The sequence below is a fragment of the Streptomyces scabiei 87.22 genome (assembly GCF_000091305.1).
Classification (GTDB): Bacteria; Actinomycetota; Actinomycetes; order Streptomycetales; family Streptomycetaceae; genus Streptomyces; species Streptomyces scabiei.
The window spans coordinates 8034823-8053369 of sequence record NC_013929.1 but is presented as its reverse complement, the minus strand read 5'-3'; the positions used below and the strand labels follow the sequence as shown (position 1 = coordinate 8053369).

17 protein-coding genes are annotated in these 18547 nt (G+C 71.7%); 7 read left to right on the top strand and 10 right to left on the bottom strand.

What is annotated here, in order from left to right:
* Positions 1-173 precede the first annotated feature (173 nt).
* Both SCAB_RS34835 and SCAB_RS34830 read left to right on the top strand, forming a co-directional pair.
* Positions 174-1433, top strand: a complete 1260-nt coding sequence (locus tag SCAB_RS34835) for an exo-beta-N-acetylmuramidase NamZ family protein (RefSeq protein WP_013004812.1) — start codon at positions 174-176, stop codon at positions 1431-1433.
* A gap of 102 nt (positions 1434-1535) precedes the next feature.
* Positions 1536-2855: a serine/threonine protein kinase gene (locus SCAB_RS34830; protein ID WP_041670008.1), complete on the top strand. Its 1320-nt coding sequence runs from the start codon at positions 1536-1538 to the stop codon at positions 2853-2855.
* A gap of 115 nt (positions 2856-2970) precedes the next feature.
* Here the strand turns inward: SCAB_RS34830 and SCAB_RS34825 are convergent, their stop codons facing one another.
* Complete coding sequence (locus SCAB_RS34825; protein WP_013004810.1) at positions 2971-5784, bottom strand: penicillin acylase family protein; 2814 nt, start codon at positions 5782-5784, stop codon at positions 2971-2973.
* Positions 5785-6118: 334 nt separating this feature from the next.
* Between SCAB_RS34825 and SCAB_RS34820 the strand changes: the two genes are divergently transcribed.
* The gene (locus tag SCAB_RS34820) at positions 6119-6721 is read left to right on the top strand and encodes a hypothetical protein (protein ID WP_013004809.1); all 603 of its coding nucleotides are present in this window, start codon (positions 6119-6121) and stop codon (positions 6719-6721) included.
* 130 nt (positions 6722-6851) lie between these two features.
* On the opposite strand, the gene SCAB_RS34815 is transcribed toward SCAB_RS34820, so the two are convergent.
* On the bottom strand, positions 6852-7373 hold the full coding sequence (locus SCAB_RS34815; RefSeq protein ID WP_013004808.1) for a hypothetical protein: 522 nt from the start codon (positions 7371-7373) through the stop codon (positions 6852-6854).
* 266 nt (positions 7374-7639) lie between these two features.
* On the opposite strand from SCAB_RS34815, the gene SCAB_RS34810 reads away from it, so the two are divergent.
* Complete coding sequence (locus SCAB_RS34810) at positions 7640-8716, top strand: RNA ligase (ATP) (protein ID WP_013004807.1); 1077 nt, start codon at positions 7640-7642, stop codon at positions 8714-8716.
* A 33-nt stretch (positions 8717-8749) separates the two neighbouring features.
* Here the strand turns inward: SCAB_RS34810 and soxR are convergent, their stop codons facing one another.
* Positions 8750-9250, bottom strand: coding sequence for a redox-sensitive transcriptional activator SoxR (gene soxR / locus SCAB_RS34805; RefSeq protein ID WP_013004806.1), 501 nt, complete (start codon positions 9248-9250; stop codon positions 8750-8752).
* A 107-nt stretch (positions 9251-9357) separates the two neighbouring features.
* Here soxR and SCAB_RS34800 point away from each other — a divergent pair, with 107 nt between their 5' ends.
* Positions 9358-9819 carry a MaoC family dehydratase gene (locus tag SCAB_RS34800; protein ID WP_013004805.1) on the top strand — a complete coding sequence of 154 codons (462 nt, stop codon included), beginning with the start codon at positions 9358-9360 and terminating at the stop codon, positions 9817-9819.
* Positions 9820-10054: 235 nt separating this feature from the next.
* On the opposite strand, the gene SCAB_RS34795 is transcribed toward SCAB_RS34800, so the two are convergent.
* The 5 genes from SCAB_RS34795 to SCAB_RS34775 all read right to left on the bottom strand — a co-directional run bounded on the left by SCAB_RS34795 (position 10055) and on the right by SCAB_RS34775 (position 14071).
* Complete coding sequence (locus SCAB_RS34795; protein ID WP_013004804.1) at positions 10055-10759, bottom strand: polysaccharide deacetylase family protein; 705 nt, start codon at positions 10757-10759, stop codon at positions 10055-10057.
* Positions 10756-11454: a glycoside hydrolase family 11 protein gene (locus tag SCAB_RS34790; protein WP_013004803.1), complete on the bottom strand. Its 699-nt coding sequence runs from the start codon at positions 11452-11454 to the stop codon at positions 10756-10758. Before SCAB_RS34790 ends, SCAB_RS34795 begins: the two co-directional genes overlap by 4 nt.
* 262 nt (positions 11455-11716) lie before the next feature.
* The gene (locus SCAB_RS34785) at positions 11717-12343 is read right to left on the bottom strand and encodes a TetR/AcrR family transcriptional regulator (RefSeq protein ID WP_013004802.1); all 627 of its coding nucleotides are present in this window, start codon (positions 12341-12343) and stop codon (positions 11717-11719) included.
* Between the two features lie 120 nt (positions 12344-12463).
* A complete protein-coding gene (locus SCAB_RS34780) occupies positions 12464-12751 on the bottom strand; it encodes a YiaA/YiaB family inner membrane protein (RefSeq protein WP_013004801.1) in 288 nt (95 codons plus the stop codon).
* A gap of 168 nt (positions 12752-12919) precedes the next feature.
* Entirely contained in the window at positions 12920-14071 is a 1152-nt protein-coding gene (locus SCAB_RS34775) for an acyl-CoA dehydrogenase family protein (RefSeq protein WP_013004800.1), read from the bottom strand.
* A gap of 75 nt (positions 14072-14146) precedes the next feature.
* Between SCAB_RS34775 and SCAB_RS34770 the strand changes: the two genes are divergently transcribed.
* Both SCAB_RS34770 and SCAB_RS34765 read left to right on the top strand, forming a co-directional pair.
* The gene (locus SCAB_RS34770) at positions 14147-14794 is read left to right on the top strand and encodes a TetR/AcrR family transcriptional regulator (RefSeq protein WP_013004799.1); all 648 of its coding nucleotides are present in this window, start codon (positions 14147-14149) and stop codon (positions 14792-14794) included.
* Positions 14795-14865: 71 nt separating this feature from the next.
* Positions 14866-15837, top strand: coding sequence for a DMT family transporter (locus tag SCAB_RS34765; protein ID WP_013004798.1), 972 nt, complete (start codon positions 14866-14868; stop codon positions 15835-15837).
* A gap of 24 nt (positions 15838-15861) precedes the next feature.
* Here the strand turns inward: SCAB_RS34765 and SCAB_RS34760 are convergent, their stop codons facing one another.
* Both SCAB_RS34760 and SCAB_RS34755 read right to left on the bottom strand, forming a co-directional pair.
* A complete protein-coding gene (locus SCAB_RS34760) occupies positions 15862-17202 on the bottom strand; it encodes an MFS transporter (RefSeq protein WP_013004797.1) in 1341 nt (446 codons plus the stop codon).
* A 219-nt stretch (positions 17203-17421) separates the two neighbouring features.
* Positions 17422-18507, bottom strand: coding sequence for a Zn-dependent alcohol dehydrogenase (locus SCAB_RS34755; protein ID WP_013004796.1), 1086 nt, complete (start codon positions 18505-18507; stop codon positions 17422-17424).
* Positions 18508-18547: the final 40 nt, after the last annotated feature.

Sequence of the window (18547 nt, the reverse complement as noted above, 5' to 3'; positions counted from 1 at the left end):
GGAAGGGTGGCGCCCACGCCGTCCCGAAGGGGCGCGGGGAACCGCGCGACCGGCCGCCCACCGCCCGCGCACGACAAACCGCCCACGGAACCGCTTAGCTTGCACCGAGCACCGAGCACCGAGCACCGAGCACCGCTTCCCGCGACCGCGTCCGCGACCCGGAGGTCACCCCCATGCGCCTCTCCCGCCGCACCTTCCTCGCCGCCTCCACGGCCACGGCTGCCACGGCGGCCACGGCCACCACCGCCGGCCTCACCGCCTCACCCCCGGCCGAGGCCGCCCGCCCAGGGCTCCGCACCGGGTTCGAACGCCTCGTACGGGACGGCTACGACGTCCTGGACGGCCAGAAGGTCGGCATCGTCACCAACCCCACCGGCGTCACCCGGGACGCCCGCCACATCGTCGACGTGATGCACGCCGACGACCGCGTGGACCTCAGGGCCGTCTTCGGCCCCGAGCACGGCTTCCGGGGCACCGCCCAGGCCGGCGGCTCCGAGGGCCGGTACGACGACCCGGCGACCGGGCTGCCGGTCTACGACACGTACCTGAAGAGCGGCCGCCCCCTCGCCGAGGTCTTCACCGCCTCCGGCGTGGACACGATCGTCTTCGACATCCAGGACGTCGGCGCCCGCTTCTACACGTACATCTGGACGCTGTACGACTGCATGGAGGCGGCCCGGCTCGCGGGGAAGCGTTTCGTCGTGCTGGACCGGCCGAACCCGGTGACCGGGCGGAGCGCCCAGGGACCCGTGCTGCACAAGGAGTTCGCGACGTTCGTCGGGCGCCAGCCCATCGCGCAGGCGCACGGGATGACGGTCGCGGAGCTGGCACGGCTGTTCAACGGGGAGTTCCTCACCTCGCCCGTACCGCTGGAGACCGTACTGATGTCGGGGTGGAAGAGGTCGCGGTTCTTCGACGACTCCGGGCTGCCCTGGGTGCCGCCGAGCCCGAACATGCCGACACCGGACACCGCCCTCGTGTACGCGGGGACGTGCCTGTTCGAGGGGACGAACCTGTCGGAGGGGCGCGGCACCACGCGGCCGTTCGAACTGCTCGGCGCGGAGGGCGTCGACCGGAAGTGGGCGGCCGCCGTGAACGAACTCGGCCTGCCCGGAGCCCGCTTCAGGGAGGCGTACTTCGCGCCGACGTTCTCCAAGTTCCAGGGGAAGACCGTCGGCGGCGTACAGATCCATGTCCACGACCGCGCCGCGTACGACCCCGTGCGCACCGGGATCGGCCTCCTCGTGACCGCCAGGCGGGTGTGGAGCGGGTTCGCCTGGCGGCCGGACAACTGGATCGACAAACTGACCGGCTCGGCGCGGGTGCGGACCATGATCGACGCGGGGGCGGACACCGCCGAGGTCGTGGCGGGCTGGCAGGAGGAGCTGACGGCGTTCCGCAGGGTGCGCAAGGAGTATCTGCTGTACCGGTAGAGAGGGCGCCGAAGCCCCCCGTACGTGACGTATGGCCATCCTTCGCCGGCTGCAGGACCATGCGCGTGAGCGCAGGACCAGCGGGGCCGAAGGGGGCTCGTCATGGCGGATCCGGTAATGAGCGTGACTCCCTACTGGGAACTGACCTTCGACGCCGACGGCGACGTCGACACCGGCCGGCGGGACCGGCTGTTCGCCGGGGTCCGCGGCCGCGGAATCGCCGACCTGGTCGTCTTCGCGCACGGCTGGAACAACGACCGGTCCGGCGCGACCGCGCTCTACAGCCGTTTCTTCGCCCCGTTCCCGGACCTCGCGCCGCACGCGCGGCTCGGGTACGTGGGCGTGCTGTGGCCCTCGATGCGGTTCTCGGACGAGCCGATCCCGGACATCGAACCGGCCGCGGCCGTGGCACCCGGCCGCCCCGCGCTCGACAAGCGGACCCGGAACGCGCTCGTGGAGGTGTTTCCCGGGCGGTCGGTCGTCGTCGAGCGGCTCGCCGGGCTGCTGGAGAGCCGCGCGGACGACGGTCCGTCGCTGGCGGAGTTCGGGCGGCTGGTACGGCTGCTGGTGGAGGTGCCGCCCCAGGGGCCGCAGGGCGCGTGCGCGGGGGACACCGTCGGGGCGGGGGCGCCGGAGGGTCCGCCCGGGATGCTGTGCGGGGACACGGCGGCCGTGTGCGCGGACTTCGCGGCGGCGCTGGCGGAGGTCGGCACCGCGGGGGTGATGACCGGGACCGTGCCGGCCCCTCCCCAGATGTGGGACGGGGCGCACGAACTCCTGCGTCAGGCCACGTACTTCGCGATGAAGCGGCGGGCGGGGGCGGTCGGCGAACGAGGGCTCGGACGGCTGCTCGGGCAGCTGGCTCGGACGGCACCGGACGTACGGGTGCATCTGGTCGGGCACAGCTTCGGCGCGCGCCTGGTGTCGTTCGCGCTGCGCGGGCTGCCCGAGGGCGTGCGCACGGTGAAGTCGGTGACGCTGCTCCAGGCGGCCTTCTCGCACTACGCGTTCGCGGCGCGCCTGCCCCACGACCGGGGTGCGAGCGGGGTCCTCGACGGCCGGTACCGGCGGGTCGACGGGCCGTTGGTGTGCTGTCACTCCCGGCACGACTCGGCGCTCGGGACCATCTACCCGCTGGCCTCCCGGATGGCGGGCGACGCGCGGACGGTCCTGGGGCTGAGCGTGAACAGCCTCCTCGGCACCAAGTGGGGTGCCCTCGGCTACGACGGGGTGCGGGCGGTCGAGGGCACGCGGTCGTTCACCCTGGCCGACGCCCTGCGGACCCGGCTGCCGGTCTCGGGGTGCGTGAACGTCGACGCGTCGGCGGTGGTGCGACGCGGCGGGGCGCCGTCGGGAGCGCACGGCGACATCTGTCACCGGGAGCTGGCGCGGGTGGTGCTGGCGGCGGGCCGTATCGCCTGATCCCGGCCCGCCGCCGTCACACGGACTCGCTCACACCGGTGTGCGCACCGGCACGGTCACCCGTGCGCACACCGGTTCGTTCACCGGTTCGTTCTCGGTTCGCTCACCGGTTCGCTCACCGGTGCGAGGTGAACTCCACGACCTGCTGGAAGGTCGGCCGGTTCTGCCAGCTGATCTTGTTGTGCTTGATGCCGCCCAGGGTCCGCTGGATGATCGAGTCGGCGCACCACTGGTCGCCGGCCGAGCAGTTCGCGTCGCCGGGGTAGACCTGTGCGGCGGTCTTGCCGGCCGCCGCCTTGAGGGTGTCGATCAGGGCGGTGCGGCACGCGCCGAGGCTGCCGCCGCCGCAGTACTGCTTCGCCAGCGGGCCCCGCACCGTCTCACCCAGCACCGAGCGGATGTCCTTGTCGACGTAGCTCCACCAGCCGTACTGGAAGGAGCTGCCGGCGTGGGAGCCGGTCGGGCCGTGGGCGGCCGACGGGGACTCGTCGACGGGCAGGTTGGCGGTGATGGCGTCGTACAGGCCGGTGCCGAGGCCGGGTTCGAACTCGGCCTTCACCAGCAGCGGCCACCAGGCGTCCAGGATGCGGATCGCCTCGGCGTGGGCGTAGGTCTTGGAGCCGGCGGAGGTCTCCGTGCGCTTCGACCCGGAGGTGACCCAGGCCTGGAGCTTGGTGACCGCCGCGGCGGCCGCCGAGTCGGTGACCGTGCTGCTGTTGACGACCTTGAGCAGGTCGGGGACGACGTCCTCGGCCCGCAGGTCGGCGAGGCCCGCCTCGGCCATGGCCTTCGTCAGCGAGGCCCGGGTGACGCCGCCCGCGGCGACCAGCTTCTTCACCCGGTCGTCGAGGAGGTTGCCGCGGTGGACGGAGCCGTTGCCCCAGGGGGCGGTGGTGTAGTCCGCGGCCTGCTTGTTGTTCCAGGAGATGTAGTACTCCTGGTCGATGGAGTTGGGGTGCTGGGCGGGCGGGGTGTAGTCGGCGGTGTTGGTGGCCGGGTCCCAGCCCCGCCACTCGTACGCGGACCGGGCCCAGGCCGGGAACTCGGGGTCGACGCTCGCGGGGCGCACCGGGTTGTCGCCGCTGTTGTAGTAGGCGGTGTGGGTGGAGTCCGCGTAGAACCAGTTGAAGGTGTAGTTGATGTTCTGGACGGCCTTCTGGAAGGTCTCGGGGCCCTTGACGTAGTCCGGGTCGTTCAGCATCTGGAAGCCGATGATCGACTCGGCCTCGTTCATGTACGAGGAGCGCAGGGTGGTGTAGGCGACCTTCTTGCCGCCGACGGTGGCGCGGTGGGTGACGGGGCCGTACTTGGTGCGCCAGACCTGCATCCGGTAGGAGCCGGCCGCGGTGGAGTCGGCGGTGGTCGGCTTCCAGGCGTTGGTCTGCTCGATCTTCTCCATGGCGGTGCAGGTGCCGTGGTAGAGGTAGTGGACGTCGTCCTGGCACAGCTCGACCGCGTACGCGTCGATGATGTCCTGGCCGGAGGTGGTGGCGCTCCAGGCGTAGTCCTGGCCGCGGCCGAGTTCGACGTACATGCTCAGGCCGGCGAAGGAGGCGCCGCGGGCGCTGATGCCCGGGCCCTGGATCTCCTGGAGCATGAGCAGCTGGGGGGCGAAGTAGCCGGTCTGCGGGCCGAAGACGGCGACGGGGTGTCCGCTCGCGGTGTGCTTGCCGCTGACGACGAGGGCGTTGGACATACCGCGCCGGGCCGAGCTGAGGGCGTTGTCGGTGGCCTTGGCGGACAGGCTCTTGGAGGACGAGGTGGCCGCGCTGCCGGTGCGGTCGTACACCAGGGGCTCCTCGGCCACCGTGCCGGTGTCGGGCAGGGCCATGCCCTGCGGGTCCGCGGGCTTGGTGGCGTACGGGAAGCTGCCGTCGTGGACGGTGAGGGCGGCCTCGGGGTCGTTGCGCTCGCGGAAGGACTCCCAGACCTTGGTGCCCTCGGTGACGCCGTACTTCTCCTGGGCGGCCAGCAGGGAGAGGGCGTTGTTGACCTCGCCGCCGCCGCCCGAGCCGAAGAGGGCGCCGATGACGGAGGCCAGGGCGACCAGGTCGGTGGGCTTGAACTTCTCGATGGTGCCGGCGTTGGTGACGGAGTCCTTGTGGCCGGTCAGGACGTACTCGCCGGGGAAGTAGCGGCCGCTGTCGGAGGCGTCGATGTAGGCGTTGATGCCGGCGACGTAGGCGTTGACGTCGCCGAGGGCCGTCTGCCCGCGCTCGCCGTTGGCGGCCACCGCCTTGTCGATCTGGGCCTGCAGGTCGGCCTCGGTGTAGGGGGCGTGGCGCCAGAACTCCTGCTCCAGGCCCTGGTTGGAGGGGGCGCCGCCGGCGAACGGGGTGAGCTTGCCGCGGCCGACGTGGCGGAAGACGTCCATCAGCCACAGCCGGTCCTGGGCCGCCGCGTAGCCCGCGCCGAACTCGGTGCCGTACCGGGTGGTGCCCGTGATGTGCGGCACACCGGTCTTCTTGTCGCGGACGATCGTGACGTCCGTGCGGCCCGCCGGGCTCAGGGTGGAGGCGACCTGGCCGGAGGGGACGCCGAAGGAGGCGTCGTTGAAGAAGGTGTTGATGGTGGAGTTGGTGAGGCCCGGGTAGCCGGTGGCCAGGTTGTTGTAGGGGCCCAGCTGGTTGCTCGCGTTCTCCGGCATGGAGCCGAAGGCCTGGTTGAGCAGGATCTGGGCCAGGGTGGCGTTGCCGTTCTGGCCGGGCGGCAGGATGTCGGAACACTGTCCGCCGCAGTAGTCGGTGGCCGCTGCCGCCGCCTCGGCGGACGTGTCGGCCGAGGCGGCCTGGGCAGCAGGGGAAAGAGGCGACAAAAGACCGGCAACGAGTGCGCATATCGAAGCGGCCTTGAGGAACTCCGGGAATCTGCGAGGAGTTCTCAGTCTGTCGAGGGCGTTGCGTGAGGTGCGTGGGATACGCCGGTGCATGGCAGCTCCTGCCGACGAGGGTGGGCCGGATGTTACCGCCGGTATCCCCGGCTTAGAAGATGAACATGCGTCACGTTTTTTGGATCATCACCCTCGGACAGGCAACGCACAGCGTGAACGGGTACTCAGAAGTAGTCGTAAGCAGACAAGAAGAAGTGCAAGGCAGTCAGACGTAGGCAGGAACGGCCCATGAACGACTCGGTAGACGACTTATGGAGGTCATCGGAAATCGGATGGAGCCGAATCGTGTGTCGATACGTCTATTCGGCGACGTCCCGACGACGACGCCGAAGTGACCGAAGTACAGGTGCAGGTGTGACGGAGGTGCAGGGCGATGGCTGGTTTCCGGAGTCTGGCAAGACAGGTGCGAGATCCCAGGTGCGATCTGGCGCTGCGGCGCTATTCGCTGCGCAAGTGCCTTGAGCGCTTCGCCCCCTACGGGCATCGGGCGACCTGGGACCACCTGTGCTCACGGGCCGGGTTCGGACCCGAGGACCGCAACCCCGACCCGGCGCGGCTCGTGGCCGCACTGGAGGAGTTGGAGGAGGCCCGCTCCGTGTGGCTCGACTACGAGGTGGAGTTCGCGAGGCGCCGCAAGAAGGAGAAGCACGACGGGCTGCGCAGGCCGGGCAGCGTGGACGACTGGCACCGCCTGACCTGGGGCGGGTTCGGGGTCGCCTGGTGCGACGACCCGGGGGTCCACCCCCGTGAACCGCTGGCGGAGGTGCTGCGCCGGCTCATCGCCGCACTGGAGCGCGAGCCGGGCTCGACCTGCCCGGTGTGCGAGGGCGAGCGGCTCGTCTGGAGGTACGACCTGGCCCACGAACCGTCCTCGGGCCCGGTCTGCACGGAGTGCGGAATCGTGGTGCCGCGTCCGGTGCTCACGCCCGAGGCCCTGGCGGACTCCAGGCGCGGACGGCTGCTGATCTCGGCGTAGCGCGACGGGGGTGCGCCGGGGATGCCGCACCCCCGTGCAGGTGCGGACACGACCGCGCGGGCCCCGGTCCGCCGGCGTGCAGAGCGTGGAGTACGGGCGGGGTGCCATGACCCCGGGTACGGCCCGGCGTCTACGGCTCGGCCACGTCCGTGTGGATGGCGAGCTTGAACTCGGCGAGGATGAGTGCCGTGGCCCGCCTGGTGTCCCTGGGCCCCCGCGCGGTCACCTTCAGCCCGAGCGGCATGCCCTGGTGCACGAACATCTGCCACAGGAAGGTGCGGTACTGCCCGCCCCGGGTGGAGACGCTGTCCGTCGTGCCCGTCGAGTCGTACCTCTCCTGCGTCAGGTTCAGCGGATCGCGTACGAAGCGGGCGCGGTACTCCACCGCTTTCGGGTCCGCGTCCCAGAAGACCATCGCCGAGAGCACGCCCCAGCCGTCGTGGCTGGGCCAGATCAGCCCGGAGCGCGGATCGGGGAACGCCGACGCGGCGGCGCCGCCGTTCGCCGGATCGTGCATCTTCCAGGGGTCGTAGGACTCCCCGGTCCGCTCGTACGGGAAGCGCACCAGGTGGTAGCCGTCGGAGTCGTAGGTGATCCGCTGCCGGCCCGCGTGCGCCTTCTCCCACTTCAGCGAACATACGACGACGCTCATCGCCGCCCCTTCCCCTTGCCGGAGGATGCCGTTCCACCCCCTCGTGTGCAGGACACGGTCACGGGGCAAGCGGTTGCGGCACAGGGCGAGAACACGTCGGGGCGCCGGGGATTCACCGGTTCGCGCCGGGCAGGCCCGAGCGCCTGCCGGCGACCGGGGGCGGGACTGTACCAGCGCCAAATCCCCTCGCTCCACCCCTTTCCCCTGACGACAGTTGAGGGCGATGACACCGCCCTGAGCGACCCAGGAACCGAGGGAGAGCCCCGATGTCGACGCTGCGCGTCACCGCCGAAGTGCTGACGATCCACGACCACCCGAACGCCGACGCGCTCGAACTGGCCCAGGTCGGGCTGTACCGGGCCGTCGTGGCGAAGGGCGTGTACCGCAGCGGGGACACGGCGCTCTACATCCCCGAGCAGTCCGTGCTCCCGGCCGAACTGATCGAGGAGCTGGGGCTGACGGGGCGGCTCGCGGGAAGCGGCGCGGACCGGGTGAAGGCGGTACGGCTGCGGGGCGAGCTGTCGCAGGGCATCGTCTGCCTGCCCCGGGCGCTCGCGGACGTGGACCTCACGGCCGCCGTCACGGACGGCACGGACTTCGCGGAGCGGCTCGGCATCGTCAAGTGGGTGCCGCCGATCCCGCCGACGATGAGCGGCGAGGTCGAGTCGGCGCCGGAGCTGCTGCCCTGGGTCGACATCGAGAACATCCAGCGCTACCCCGACATCTTCACGCCCGGCGAAGCAATCGTCCTGACGGAGAAGCTGCACGGCACGGCCTGCCTGGTGACGTACCTCGCCGAGGACGGCCGCGTACACGTCTCCTCGAAGGGCTTCGGCGCCAAGTCCCTCGCGCTGAAGGAGGATCCGCGGAACCTGTACTGGCGTGCGGTCCACGGCCACGGGGTCGCCCCGGTCGCGGCCCGGCTCGCCGAGCGGCTGGGGGCCCGCCGGGTCGGGATCTTCGGCGAGGTCTACGGCGCCGGGGTGCAGGACCTGTCGTACGGCGCCGACGGCCGTCGCGACACGCTCGGGTACGCCGTCTTCGACGTCTGCGCCGACGTCGACGGCCGGGTCCGCTGGCTGGACCCGGCCGAGCTTTCCGGACTGCTCGACGGCCAACTGCCGCTGGTACCACGGCTGTACGAGGGGCCGTACGCCATCGAGCGGGTGCTGGAGGTGGCCACCGGCCGGGAGACGGTCTCCGGGAGCGGTCTGCATCTGCGCGAGGGTGTCGTGATCCGGCCGGCCACCGAGCGGTACAGCCCGGTGACCGGCGGGCGGGCCGTCGCCAAGGCGGTCAGTCCCGCGTATCTGACCCGCAAGGGCGGCACCGAGTACGAGTGAGGACAGCGGCGCCCGGGGCCCGGGCGCCGCGGCTCAGCAGCGGCTCCCGGGCTCCTCGCGCGCCGGCCCGGCCGGCCTCCGGGGCTCGACCAGCAGACGGGAGCCGCTCCGCCGCTGCCCGAAGGCGTCGTCGGGGTTCGACAGCACACAGGTGGCCAGGGAGAGACAGCCGCAGCCGATGCAGTCGGTCAGGTGGTCGCGCAGCCGGTTGAGCCGCTGGATCCGTTCGTCCAGTTCGGACCGCCACGCCTCGGAGAGACGGGCCCAGTCCTCGCGGGTCGGCGTCCGCTCCTCGGGCAGCTCGGCCAGCGCCTCCCGGATCGTCGCGAGCGGGATGCCGACGCGCTGCGCGGCCCGGACGAAGGCGACCCGGCGCAGGGCGTCCCGGCTGTAGCGGCGCTGGTTGCCGGTGGTGCGGCGGCTGCTGATCAGCCCCTTGGACTCGTAGAAGTGCAGCGCCGAGACGGCGGCACCGCTCCGGGCCGACAGCTGGCCGACGGTCAACTCGTGGATCTTCTCAGGGATCTGGGGCACCCCTCCGACCCTACCCACACCCGAAAGGGTCAGGGTCCGTTGACAGGGACCCGGACGCCGACCATGCTAAGCAGTCGCTTAGAGATTTGGATCAGGGAGGCCGGGACATGGCAGAGCCGAGGATCTTCACGTCCGCCGAGGAGCTGAAGGCGGCGGTGGGCGAGCAGCTGGGGCACAGCGACTGGCTGGAGGTCGACCAGAAGCGGATCGACCTCTTCGCCGAGGCCACCGGCGACCACCAGTGGATCCACGTGGACCCGGAGAAGGCGGCGGCCGGCCCCTTCGGCACGACCATCGCCCACGGCTATCTGACCCTGTCGCTGCTCCCGCTGCTGGTGCCGCAGATCCTCCGGGTCGAGAACATGAAGATGGGCGTCAACTACGGCACCAACAAGGTCCGTTTCCCGGCGCCGGTGCCGGTCGGTTCACGGCTGCGCGCCACGGCGACCCTCCAGGACGTCACGGAGGCCGGCGGCGGCGTGCAGGTCACGGCCGCGGTCGTCGTGGAGCGCGAGGGCGGGGACAAGCCGGTCTGTGTCGCGGAGTCGGTGTCCCGGTACTACTTCTGAACCGAGCGGCGCCCCCACGGCCCCGTCGCCGGGTGCCGCGACCGCGGCATAGGGCCTGTCGTTTGGATCACGCCTGGGCCGCGAGGCTTGGCACGCACATCTGCGGCGTTGTCGTCAGTTGCCGACGCTCCGCGTCGACGCCTTCCTCCGCCTTGCATCTGCACGCACCAAGCCCCGCTCACCGCCGGTCATCAGGCGCTGTGGCCCGAAGCCGGCATGATCCAAACGAAAGGCCCTATGCGGGTGCCACGGCCCGGCCGGTCTGCGGTGAGATCATCCCGGCACACAGGCCCCGGGCCGCCAGGCCCCGCGCGATGCGCGGGATGGCGGCGAGGGTGTTCGCGGGCCAGTCGTGCATGAGGATGACCTGGCCGTTGGTGAGCCGGGCGGCGGCCTGCACGATGGCGTCCGCGGACGCTCCGTTCCAGTCCTGCGAGTCGACGTTCCAGAGGATCTCGGTCAGTCCGTACCGGGCGGCCACCGACCGTACCGTCGCGTTGGTCTCGCCGTACGGCGGCCGGAACAGCTTGGGCGTGCCGCCGCCCGCCGCGGCGATCACCTGCTGGGTCCGGGAGATCTCCGAGTCGATCTGCGCCTGGCCCAGCTGGGTCAGGTGCGGGTGGGTGTAGCTGTGGTTGGCCACCCACATGCCGGCGGCGACCTGCGCCCGGACCTGGGCGGGGTTGCCGGCGGCGTTCTGGCCCTGGTTGAACATCGTGGCCCGCAGCCCGTTCTGGCGCAGCGAGTTGAGCAGGGCCGACGTGTTCCCGGACGGACCGTCGTCGAAGGTGAGACCGACGTACCCGCTGCAGGCGGCGGGCCGCGCCGGGGCGGCCTCGGCGGCGGTGAGCAGGAGCGGCACGGTGCTCGCGAGGGCGGTGGCGACGACGAGCGACCGCTTCCCCGCCCTGCGGAGCGAGCGGCGCGGTCCGCCGGTCACGGGGCCACCGTGATCGAGGAGTTGCCGCTGCTCCGGTACCCCTCGGTGGCCATGATCATGTAGTAGCGGAAGGCGCCGAGGGGCATGCCCGCACGGCCCCAGGCGTCGAAGTGGTTGCCGGTGGTGATGGTCCCGCCCGTCCGGCGCGACTGACGGACGCTCCAGTACTGGTCGAAGGTGCGGACCCCCTCGACGGAGGGAGCGTTGTACCGCGTCGTCCGGTAGATGTCGTACGTGCCGCCGTCGCTGTTGACCGTGCCCCGGTAGGTTCCGGTGGGCCGGTAGTTGCCCCAGTTGTCGACGATGTAGTACTCGACGAGCGGGTTGGCCGTCCAGCCGTAGAGGGTCAGATAGGCGTTGCCGGACGGATTGAACGAGCCGGAGTAGCTCACGGTCCTGCGGGAGCCGTTGCTCCAGCCCTTGCCCGCGACGAAGTTGCCGGTGTTGCTCCAGGAGGTCCGGTAGGCGCCGCCGGAGGCCAGGGTCATGGAGACCGTGCCGGGGGCGTCGGTCCAGAAGGAGTAGTAGAACCCGTTGTCGGTGCCGGTCCGGTTGCTGGTGATGACCGTGTCCGCGTGGGCGGTGCCGGGCAGGGCCACCGTGGTCGCGGCGGCCAGCGCGGTCGTGCAGAGTCCGCCCAGGAAGAGCCGGCGGCTCGGGGGCGGGGTGGGAGTGGGTGCGGATGCGTCGTTCATGCGCGCGTCCTCCTCGGGCTGTCGGGGGTTCGCCCTGTCACCCCCGGAGTGTTGGCCTGCCCCTGTCAACTGTCAATGCTTTCGGCAATGAAACCGAAACATTCGCGGGCTGTACCAGCCATGATCCACCCCATGCGAGGAGCACCGATCGCTTTCGAGCCTCAGATCCTCGAATGTTTCGAAGACTCCGCCGACCGAAGAAACCGGGGGATGAGCAGGGGCGGCGACGACAGGGAGGAGCGCGAGGACAGCGGGTCCCGGGCTACTTCGGCGCGGTCACCATGCGCAGGACGAGGTCCGCGTAGAGGGAACCGACCTCGTCGGGGGTGCGCGAACCGTTGACGTTGAACCAGCGGGCGACGTCGATGCAGAGGGAGAGGATGGCGACGGTGGTGCCCCGGACGTCGGGGACGTCGAAGTCACCGGCGGCGACGCCGTCCTCGATGATGCCGCGCACGGCCGCGTCGTTCTGACGGCGCAGGGTGACGATCTCGGCGCGGGCGTCGGGGCCCAGGGCGTCCAGCTCGTACTGCACGACGCGGGCCACGGTGTGCTGCCCCGCGTGCCAGCGGACGAAGGAGCGGACGGCCTCGGCGAGGCGGTCGGCCGGGCTGCCGTCGCCCCCGGCCGCCGTGCGCAGCACGTCGAGGGCCTTCTCGTGCCCGATGCGGCTGATCCGGTGGAGCAGCTCTTCCTTCGTCTTGTAGTGGATGTACAGCGCGGCGGGGCTCATGCCCGCGCGGCCCGCGATGTCACGGGTCGTCGTCGCGTGGTAGCCCCGCTCGGCGAAGGCCTCCACGGCGGCCACCAGCAGCCGCCGGGCCGCGTCCGGGTTGACCTCGCCCCACGGCTGCGGCTCGCCGCCCGCCGTCTCCTCCGCCGTACTCATCGCTCGTGCGCCCCTTCCCATGGCTGGTCACCACCATACCGTCGAAGGTGAGCGGGCGCTTAGAAGGCCCGTTCAGGGCGGTGCCGTACGGGCCGCGCCCCGACGCAGGGACGGGGCGCGTCAGAGCTTTTCGAAGGGGTCGTGCTCCGCGAGGAGCTTCTCCAGTCTGGCCTGGTCGACCCGGCTGACGATGCGCCCGGCCTCCTGCCGGTCACGGATCACCTTGGCCAGGGTGAAGGAGGAGGTGACGAGGTAGAGGACCGCGACGGCCAGGAAGGCACGGACCCAGGTGTCCGCGTCGAGGTGGTAGATGCCGACGGTGGTGGCCGTGATGGCGACGGCGAAGGACGCGACGGACTGGCCGTAGAAGGCGGCCGTGTTCTGCTGCTTGACCGGTGTCTCACTCATGGGGACATGGTCCGGCGGCTGTGGCCCCCGCCACATCCGTCGGGATACTCAGACAGCGGCCCCTTGTACTCAGACCGGAGCGGACCCGGATCCACGCGGACCGGTGCGCACCCGGGTCTGCTCAGCACGGTGCGGACCCGGGTCCGCCCAGACCGGAACACACCCGCATCAGAACGCCGAGACTCCCGTCAGCGCCCGGCCGATGAGCAGTTTCTGTATCTGGCTGGTGCCCTCGTAGAGGGTCATCACGCGGGCGTCGCGCAGGAGCTTCCCGGCCGGGTACTCGTCGATGTAGCCGTACCCCCCGAAGACCTGGAGGGCGTTGTTCGCCGCGCGGACGGCGGCCTCGGAGGCGAAGAGCTTGGCCTTGCTGGCCTCGGTCGCGAAGGGCTGCCCCCGGTCGACGAGGTCGGCGACACGCCAGGTCAGGAGCCGGGCGGCGTCGACGTCGACGGCGATGTCGGTGATGAGTTCCTGGACCAGCTGGTGGTGGGCGATCGTCCTGCCGAACTGCTCGCGCTCCCCCGCGTACCGGACCGCCGCGTCCAGGGCGGCCTGGGCGATGCCGACGCAGCCCGCCGCGACCGACATGCGCCCCTTGGCGAGCGCGGACATGGCGACGGTGAAGCCCTTGCCCTCCGGCCCGAGCAGGGCGGAGGCGGGGACGCGGACCTCTTCCAGCACCAGTTCGGCGGTGGTCTGGCCGCGCAGTCCGAGCTTGCCGTGGATGGCCCGGCGGCGCAGGCCGGGGGTGTCGGTGGGGACGAGGAAGGCCGAGATCCCCTGGTGGCCGGGGGCGTCGGTGGAGCGGGCGAAGAGGAGGACGACGTCGGCCCAGGTGCCGTTCGTGATGAACGTCTTGGTGCCGCTGATGACGAAGTCGCCGCCGTCCCGGACCGCCCGGGTGGTGAGGTTGCCCGCGTCGGAGCCGGTGCCGGGCTCGGTGAGGCCGAAGCAGCCGACGTACTCCCCCGCCGTGAGCCCTGGCAGCCAGCGGCGTTTGTGCTCCTCGTCGCCCCAGGCCGCGACGGTCTTCGCGACCAGGCCGAGGGAGACGGAGACGATCCCCCGCACGGAGGAGTCCCCCCGGCCCAGCTCCTCGGTGACCAGGCAGTACGCGAGATGGTCGCCGCCGGAGCCGCCGTACTCCTCGTCGAGCGTGAGCCCCAGGAAGCCGACCTCGCCGAGCTTCTTCACCAGGGCCCGGTCGACCTGCTCCGCCCGGTCCCAGGCGATGACGTGCGGGGCGATCTCGCGCTCCACGAAGTCCCGCGCGAGCCGGCGTACGGCGGTCTGCTCCTCGCTCAGCTCCAGGTTCACGGGACCCGCCTCTCTTTCGTCACCCATTAAATTACCACTGCTAGTTTTAGGCTCGCAGCCCCTACTATGTGCGCCATGGCCAGACCGCGCAAGCCCCTGCTGAGCACCGACCGCATCGTTCAGACGGCGCGGGCACTGGTGGACGAGGAGGGGCTGGCGGCGGTCTCGACGCGACGGCTGGCCGCCGAACTGGGCGTGAGCGGACCCTCGCTCTACAACCACTTCCGCACCATGGACCAGATCCTGGAGGCCGTCGCCGACTCGGTGAGCGCGCAGGTCGACCTGTCGATGTTCGAGGACGGACGGCCGTGGCGGACCGCGCTGCACGACTGGGCGGTCTCGTACCGGGCCGCGCTGCGCGACCATCCGCACATCGTGCCGGTCCTCGCGCGGGGGCCCGGACGGCGGCCCGCCGGGCTGAAGGTCGCCGACGTCGTGTTCGGGGCGATGGTCGAGGCGGGCTGGCCGGCGGCGCAGGCCACCTCCATCGGGGCACTGATGCGGTACTTCGTCATGGGCTCCGCGGTCGGGTCGTTCGCCGGGGGCTTCGTGGACGACGAGAGCGCCTACGACCCGGCCGACTATCCGCATCTCGGGCAGGCACACCTGCTGGCCGAGCAGCAGGAGAAGATCGACGAGCGGGCGTTCGAGGTGGGCCTGCGGGCGTTGCTGGACGGGCTGGAGCAGCAGTACGAGGCGGCATCCGGGCGGCGGGACGCCTGAGCCGCGTCCGGCGCGGGCCCGCGTCGGAAAACCGCGAGCCCCGACAGGGTCCCCGCACCTAGCCTCGACCCATGGCGAACACCTCCCGGCCCGCACCCACCCGCAAGGTCGAACTGCTCGCGGCGGGGGCGGCGACCGTCACCGTCGTGCTGTGGGCCTCGGCCTTCGTGTCCATCCGCAGCGCCGGAGAGGCGTACTCCCCCGGCGCGCTGGCGCTCGGACGGCTGTTGGCCGGGGTGGTGGCGCTGGGGGCGATCTGGTGGTGGCGCGGGGAGGGGCTGCCGCCGCGGAGCGCGTGGCGGGGCATCGCCGTTTCCGGGGTGCTGTGGTTCGGGTTCTACATGGTCGCCCTGAACTGGGGCGAACAGCGGGTCGACGCGGGAACGGCGGCGCTGGTCGTGAACATCGGGCCGATTCTCATCGCGCTGCTCGGCGCCCGGCTGCTGGGCGACCCGATGCCGCCCCGGCTGCTCGCCGGCATGGCGGTGTCGTTCGCGGGGGCGGTCGCCGTGGGCCTGTCGATGTCCGGCGAGGGCGGCGCCTCCGTCCTGGGTGTCGTCCTGTGCCTGCTCGCGGCCGTCGCCTACGCGGCCGGGGTCGTCGCGCAGAAGCCCGCGCTGGGCGCGGCCAGTCCCCTCCAGGTGACCACCTTCGGCTGTCTCGTGGGGGCCGTGGTGTGTCTGCCGTTCGCCGGGCAACTGGTGCGCGAGGCCGCGACGGCGCCCCTCCCGTCGACCCTGAACATGGTGTACCTGGGCGTGTTCCCGACCGCGCTGGCCTTCACGATCTGGGCGTACGCCCTGGCCCGTACGACGGCGAGCCGGATGGGCGCGACCACGTACGCCGTGCCCGCGCTGGTCGTGCTGATGTCCTGGCTGGCGCTGGGCGAGGTGCCGGGACCGCTCACCCTCGCCGGTGGCGCGCTGTGTCTGGCGGGGGTGGCGGTGTCGCGGTCCCGGGCGCGTACGCGGCGGGTGGCACCGGACGCCGGGACCGCGGCCCCGGATGTCGTCCCGGAGCCGCGGCCCGGGCCGTCGGCGTGAGGCCAGGGGGTCGTCGGCGTGGGGCTAGGCCCCCGCGTCCCGGCCCTCCCCCGGTGAACCCGCCCTCCCGGCGAGGATCTTGATCGACACGAGGGCGACGACCGAGAGCCCGATGATGTACGCGGAGACCGCCATGGACGTGCCGGTGGCCTCCAGGAGCAGGACCATCAGGAACGGGGCGAGGCCGCCGCCGAGGACCGCGGCGATCTGGTAGCCGAGGGACGCGCCCGTGTAGCGCATCTCCGGGGTGAACAGCTCGGCGAACAGGGCGGCCTGCGGGCCGTACATGATGCTGAGGAAGCAGCTGGCGACGAAGGTGCCGACGGCGAGCCACAGCAGCGAGCCGGTGTCGATGAGCAGGAACAGCGGGACGGCCCACAGGGCGATGCCGGCCGCGCCGAACGCGTAGATCCGGATCCGGCCGACCCGGTCGGACAGGGCCGCGGCGGCGGGGATCAGCACCAGCTGGGTGAGGCTGACGCAGAGCGACACCGCGAGGACCGCGCCGCGTTTCATGTCGAGTTCGCGGGTGGTGTAGTCGAGGACGCCGGTGATGAGGATGTAGAACGTCGCGGTGTTCACGGCGAAGGAGCCGCCGGCCAGGAAGACCGTGCCGAGATGACCGCGCAGGATCGTCCTGAGCGGGGAGGTCTTCTCCCCCTTCTCCTGCTCCGCCAGTTTCCGTTCCGCCGCCCGGAACTCGGGGGTCTCCTCCACGTGACGGTGGATGTACCAGGCGAGGCCGAGGACGAACAGGCCGACCAGGAAGGGCACGCGCCAGCCCCAGGCCGTGAACGCCGAGTCGTCGGTGGTCGCGCCCACCACGAGGAACATCGTGTTGGCGCTCACCACGCCGATGGGGACGCCGAGCTGGACGAAGCTGCCGTACACCCCTCGTTTGCCCTCGGGAGCGTACTCGGTGGCCAGCAGCATCGCACCGCCCCACTGGGCGCCGACGGCGACGCCCTGGGCGACCCGCAGGAGGACGAGCAGGACCGGAGCGGCGATCCCGATCGTCTCGTACGTGGGCAGGAGGCCGATGGCCGTGGTGGACAGGCCCATCAGAGTGAGGGCCAACACCAGCATGGGCTTGCGGCCCCGTTTGTCACCGAGGTGACCGGCGACGATGCCGCCGAGGGGGCGGGCGAGGAAGCCGACGGCGAAGGCGGCGAACGCGGCGAGCACGCCCGCGGAGGAGCTGCCGGCCGGGAAGTAGAGATCGCCCAGGACGAGGGCGGCGGCTATGCCGAAGACGAAGTAGTCGTACCACTCGACGGCCGAGGCGAGTGCCGCGGCGGTGGCGACCCTGCGATGGCTCTGGGGGCGGGAGGTGGTGGTGGGGGAGGAAACGGGAGCGGTGTCCATACGAGCACACTCCGGTGGGGACGGGGACGTTCCGGGGAACGTACTGACCGGACGGTATGGAGGTCAACGGTCGTGCGCGGATGGATTTACCGGGCGGGGGTTGGGTGCTTCGGGTGCGGGTGGGTGGGGTTGGGTGCTTCGGGTGCGGGTGGGCGGGGGTGGCGCGGGTGCGGGTGGGCGGGGCTTGCGCGCGCGGTTCCCCGCCCACCCGCAGCCGGATCAGAAGGTCACCAGGGCCCTGCCACCCTTGCCCGCCCGCATGTTGTCGAAGGCCCCCGGGATGTCGTCCAGGGCGATGCGGTCGGTCACCAGGACGGACAGGTCGAGGCGGCCGGCCCTGATGTGCTCCGCGAGGACCGGGAGGTCCCGGGCCGGGTCGGAGTTGCCGTAGACGCAGCCGGACAGCGTGCGGCCCCAGTGGAAGATCTCCAGCGCGTTGAAGGTGACCTGCTGGTCCTTGCCGCCGATGCCGACGACCGTGGTGCGGCCGCCGCGCCGGGTCGACTCCCAGGCGGTGCGGATGGTGACCGCGCGGCCGACGCACTCCACGGCGACGTCGACCCCCTGCTTGCCGGTCAGGCCACGGATCTCGCGGGCGGTGTTCTCGGAGGCGATCACGTAGTCCGTGGCTCCCGCCGCGCGGGCCAGCTCCTCCTTCGCCGGGGAGACGTCCACGGCGACGATCCGGGACGCGCCCGCGATCCGCGCGGCCTGCAGGGCGGCGAGCCCCACACCGCCCACCCCGAACACGGCGACCGTCTCGCCCTCGCGGACCCGTGCCGAGTGGTGGACGGCGCCGTATCCGGTGAGGACGGCACAGCCGAGCAGGGCCGCGTCGGCGAGCGGGACGCCGTCCGGGGCGGGCAGCACGCACCCGGCTGCGACCACCGTCTCCTCCGCGAAGGCGGCCACGTTCAGACCGGGGTGGAGATCCGCGCCGTCGGAGGCCCGGCGGGCGTACACCTCTCCGGTGCCGAGCAGCGCGTTCGCGCACAGCCACACCTCGCCGAGCGAGCAGGCGTGGCATGTCCCGCAGGAGGGCGCCCAGTTGAGGACCACGCCGTCGCCGGGCGCGACATGGGTGACCCCGTCGCCGACCGCGAGGACCGTGCCCGCGCCCTCGTGGCCGAGCACGGCGGGCACCGGCACCCGCATGGTGCCGTCGGAGAGCGACAGGTCGGAGTGGCAGACCCCGGCGGCGGCGAGCCGCACCCGGACCCGGCCGGGCCCGGGGTCCGGCAGTTCGATCCCGGTGATCTCCAACGGGGCACCGACGGCGGGCAGTACGGCGGCTCGGACGGCCATGAGGGACGACTCTCCTACGTTCGCGGGGGTGACGGTTCGC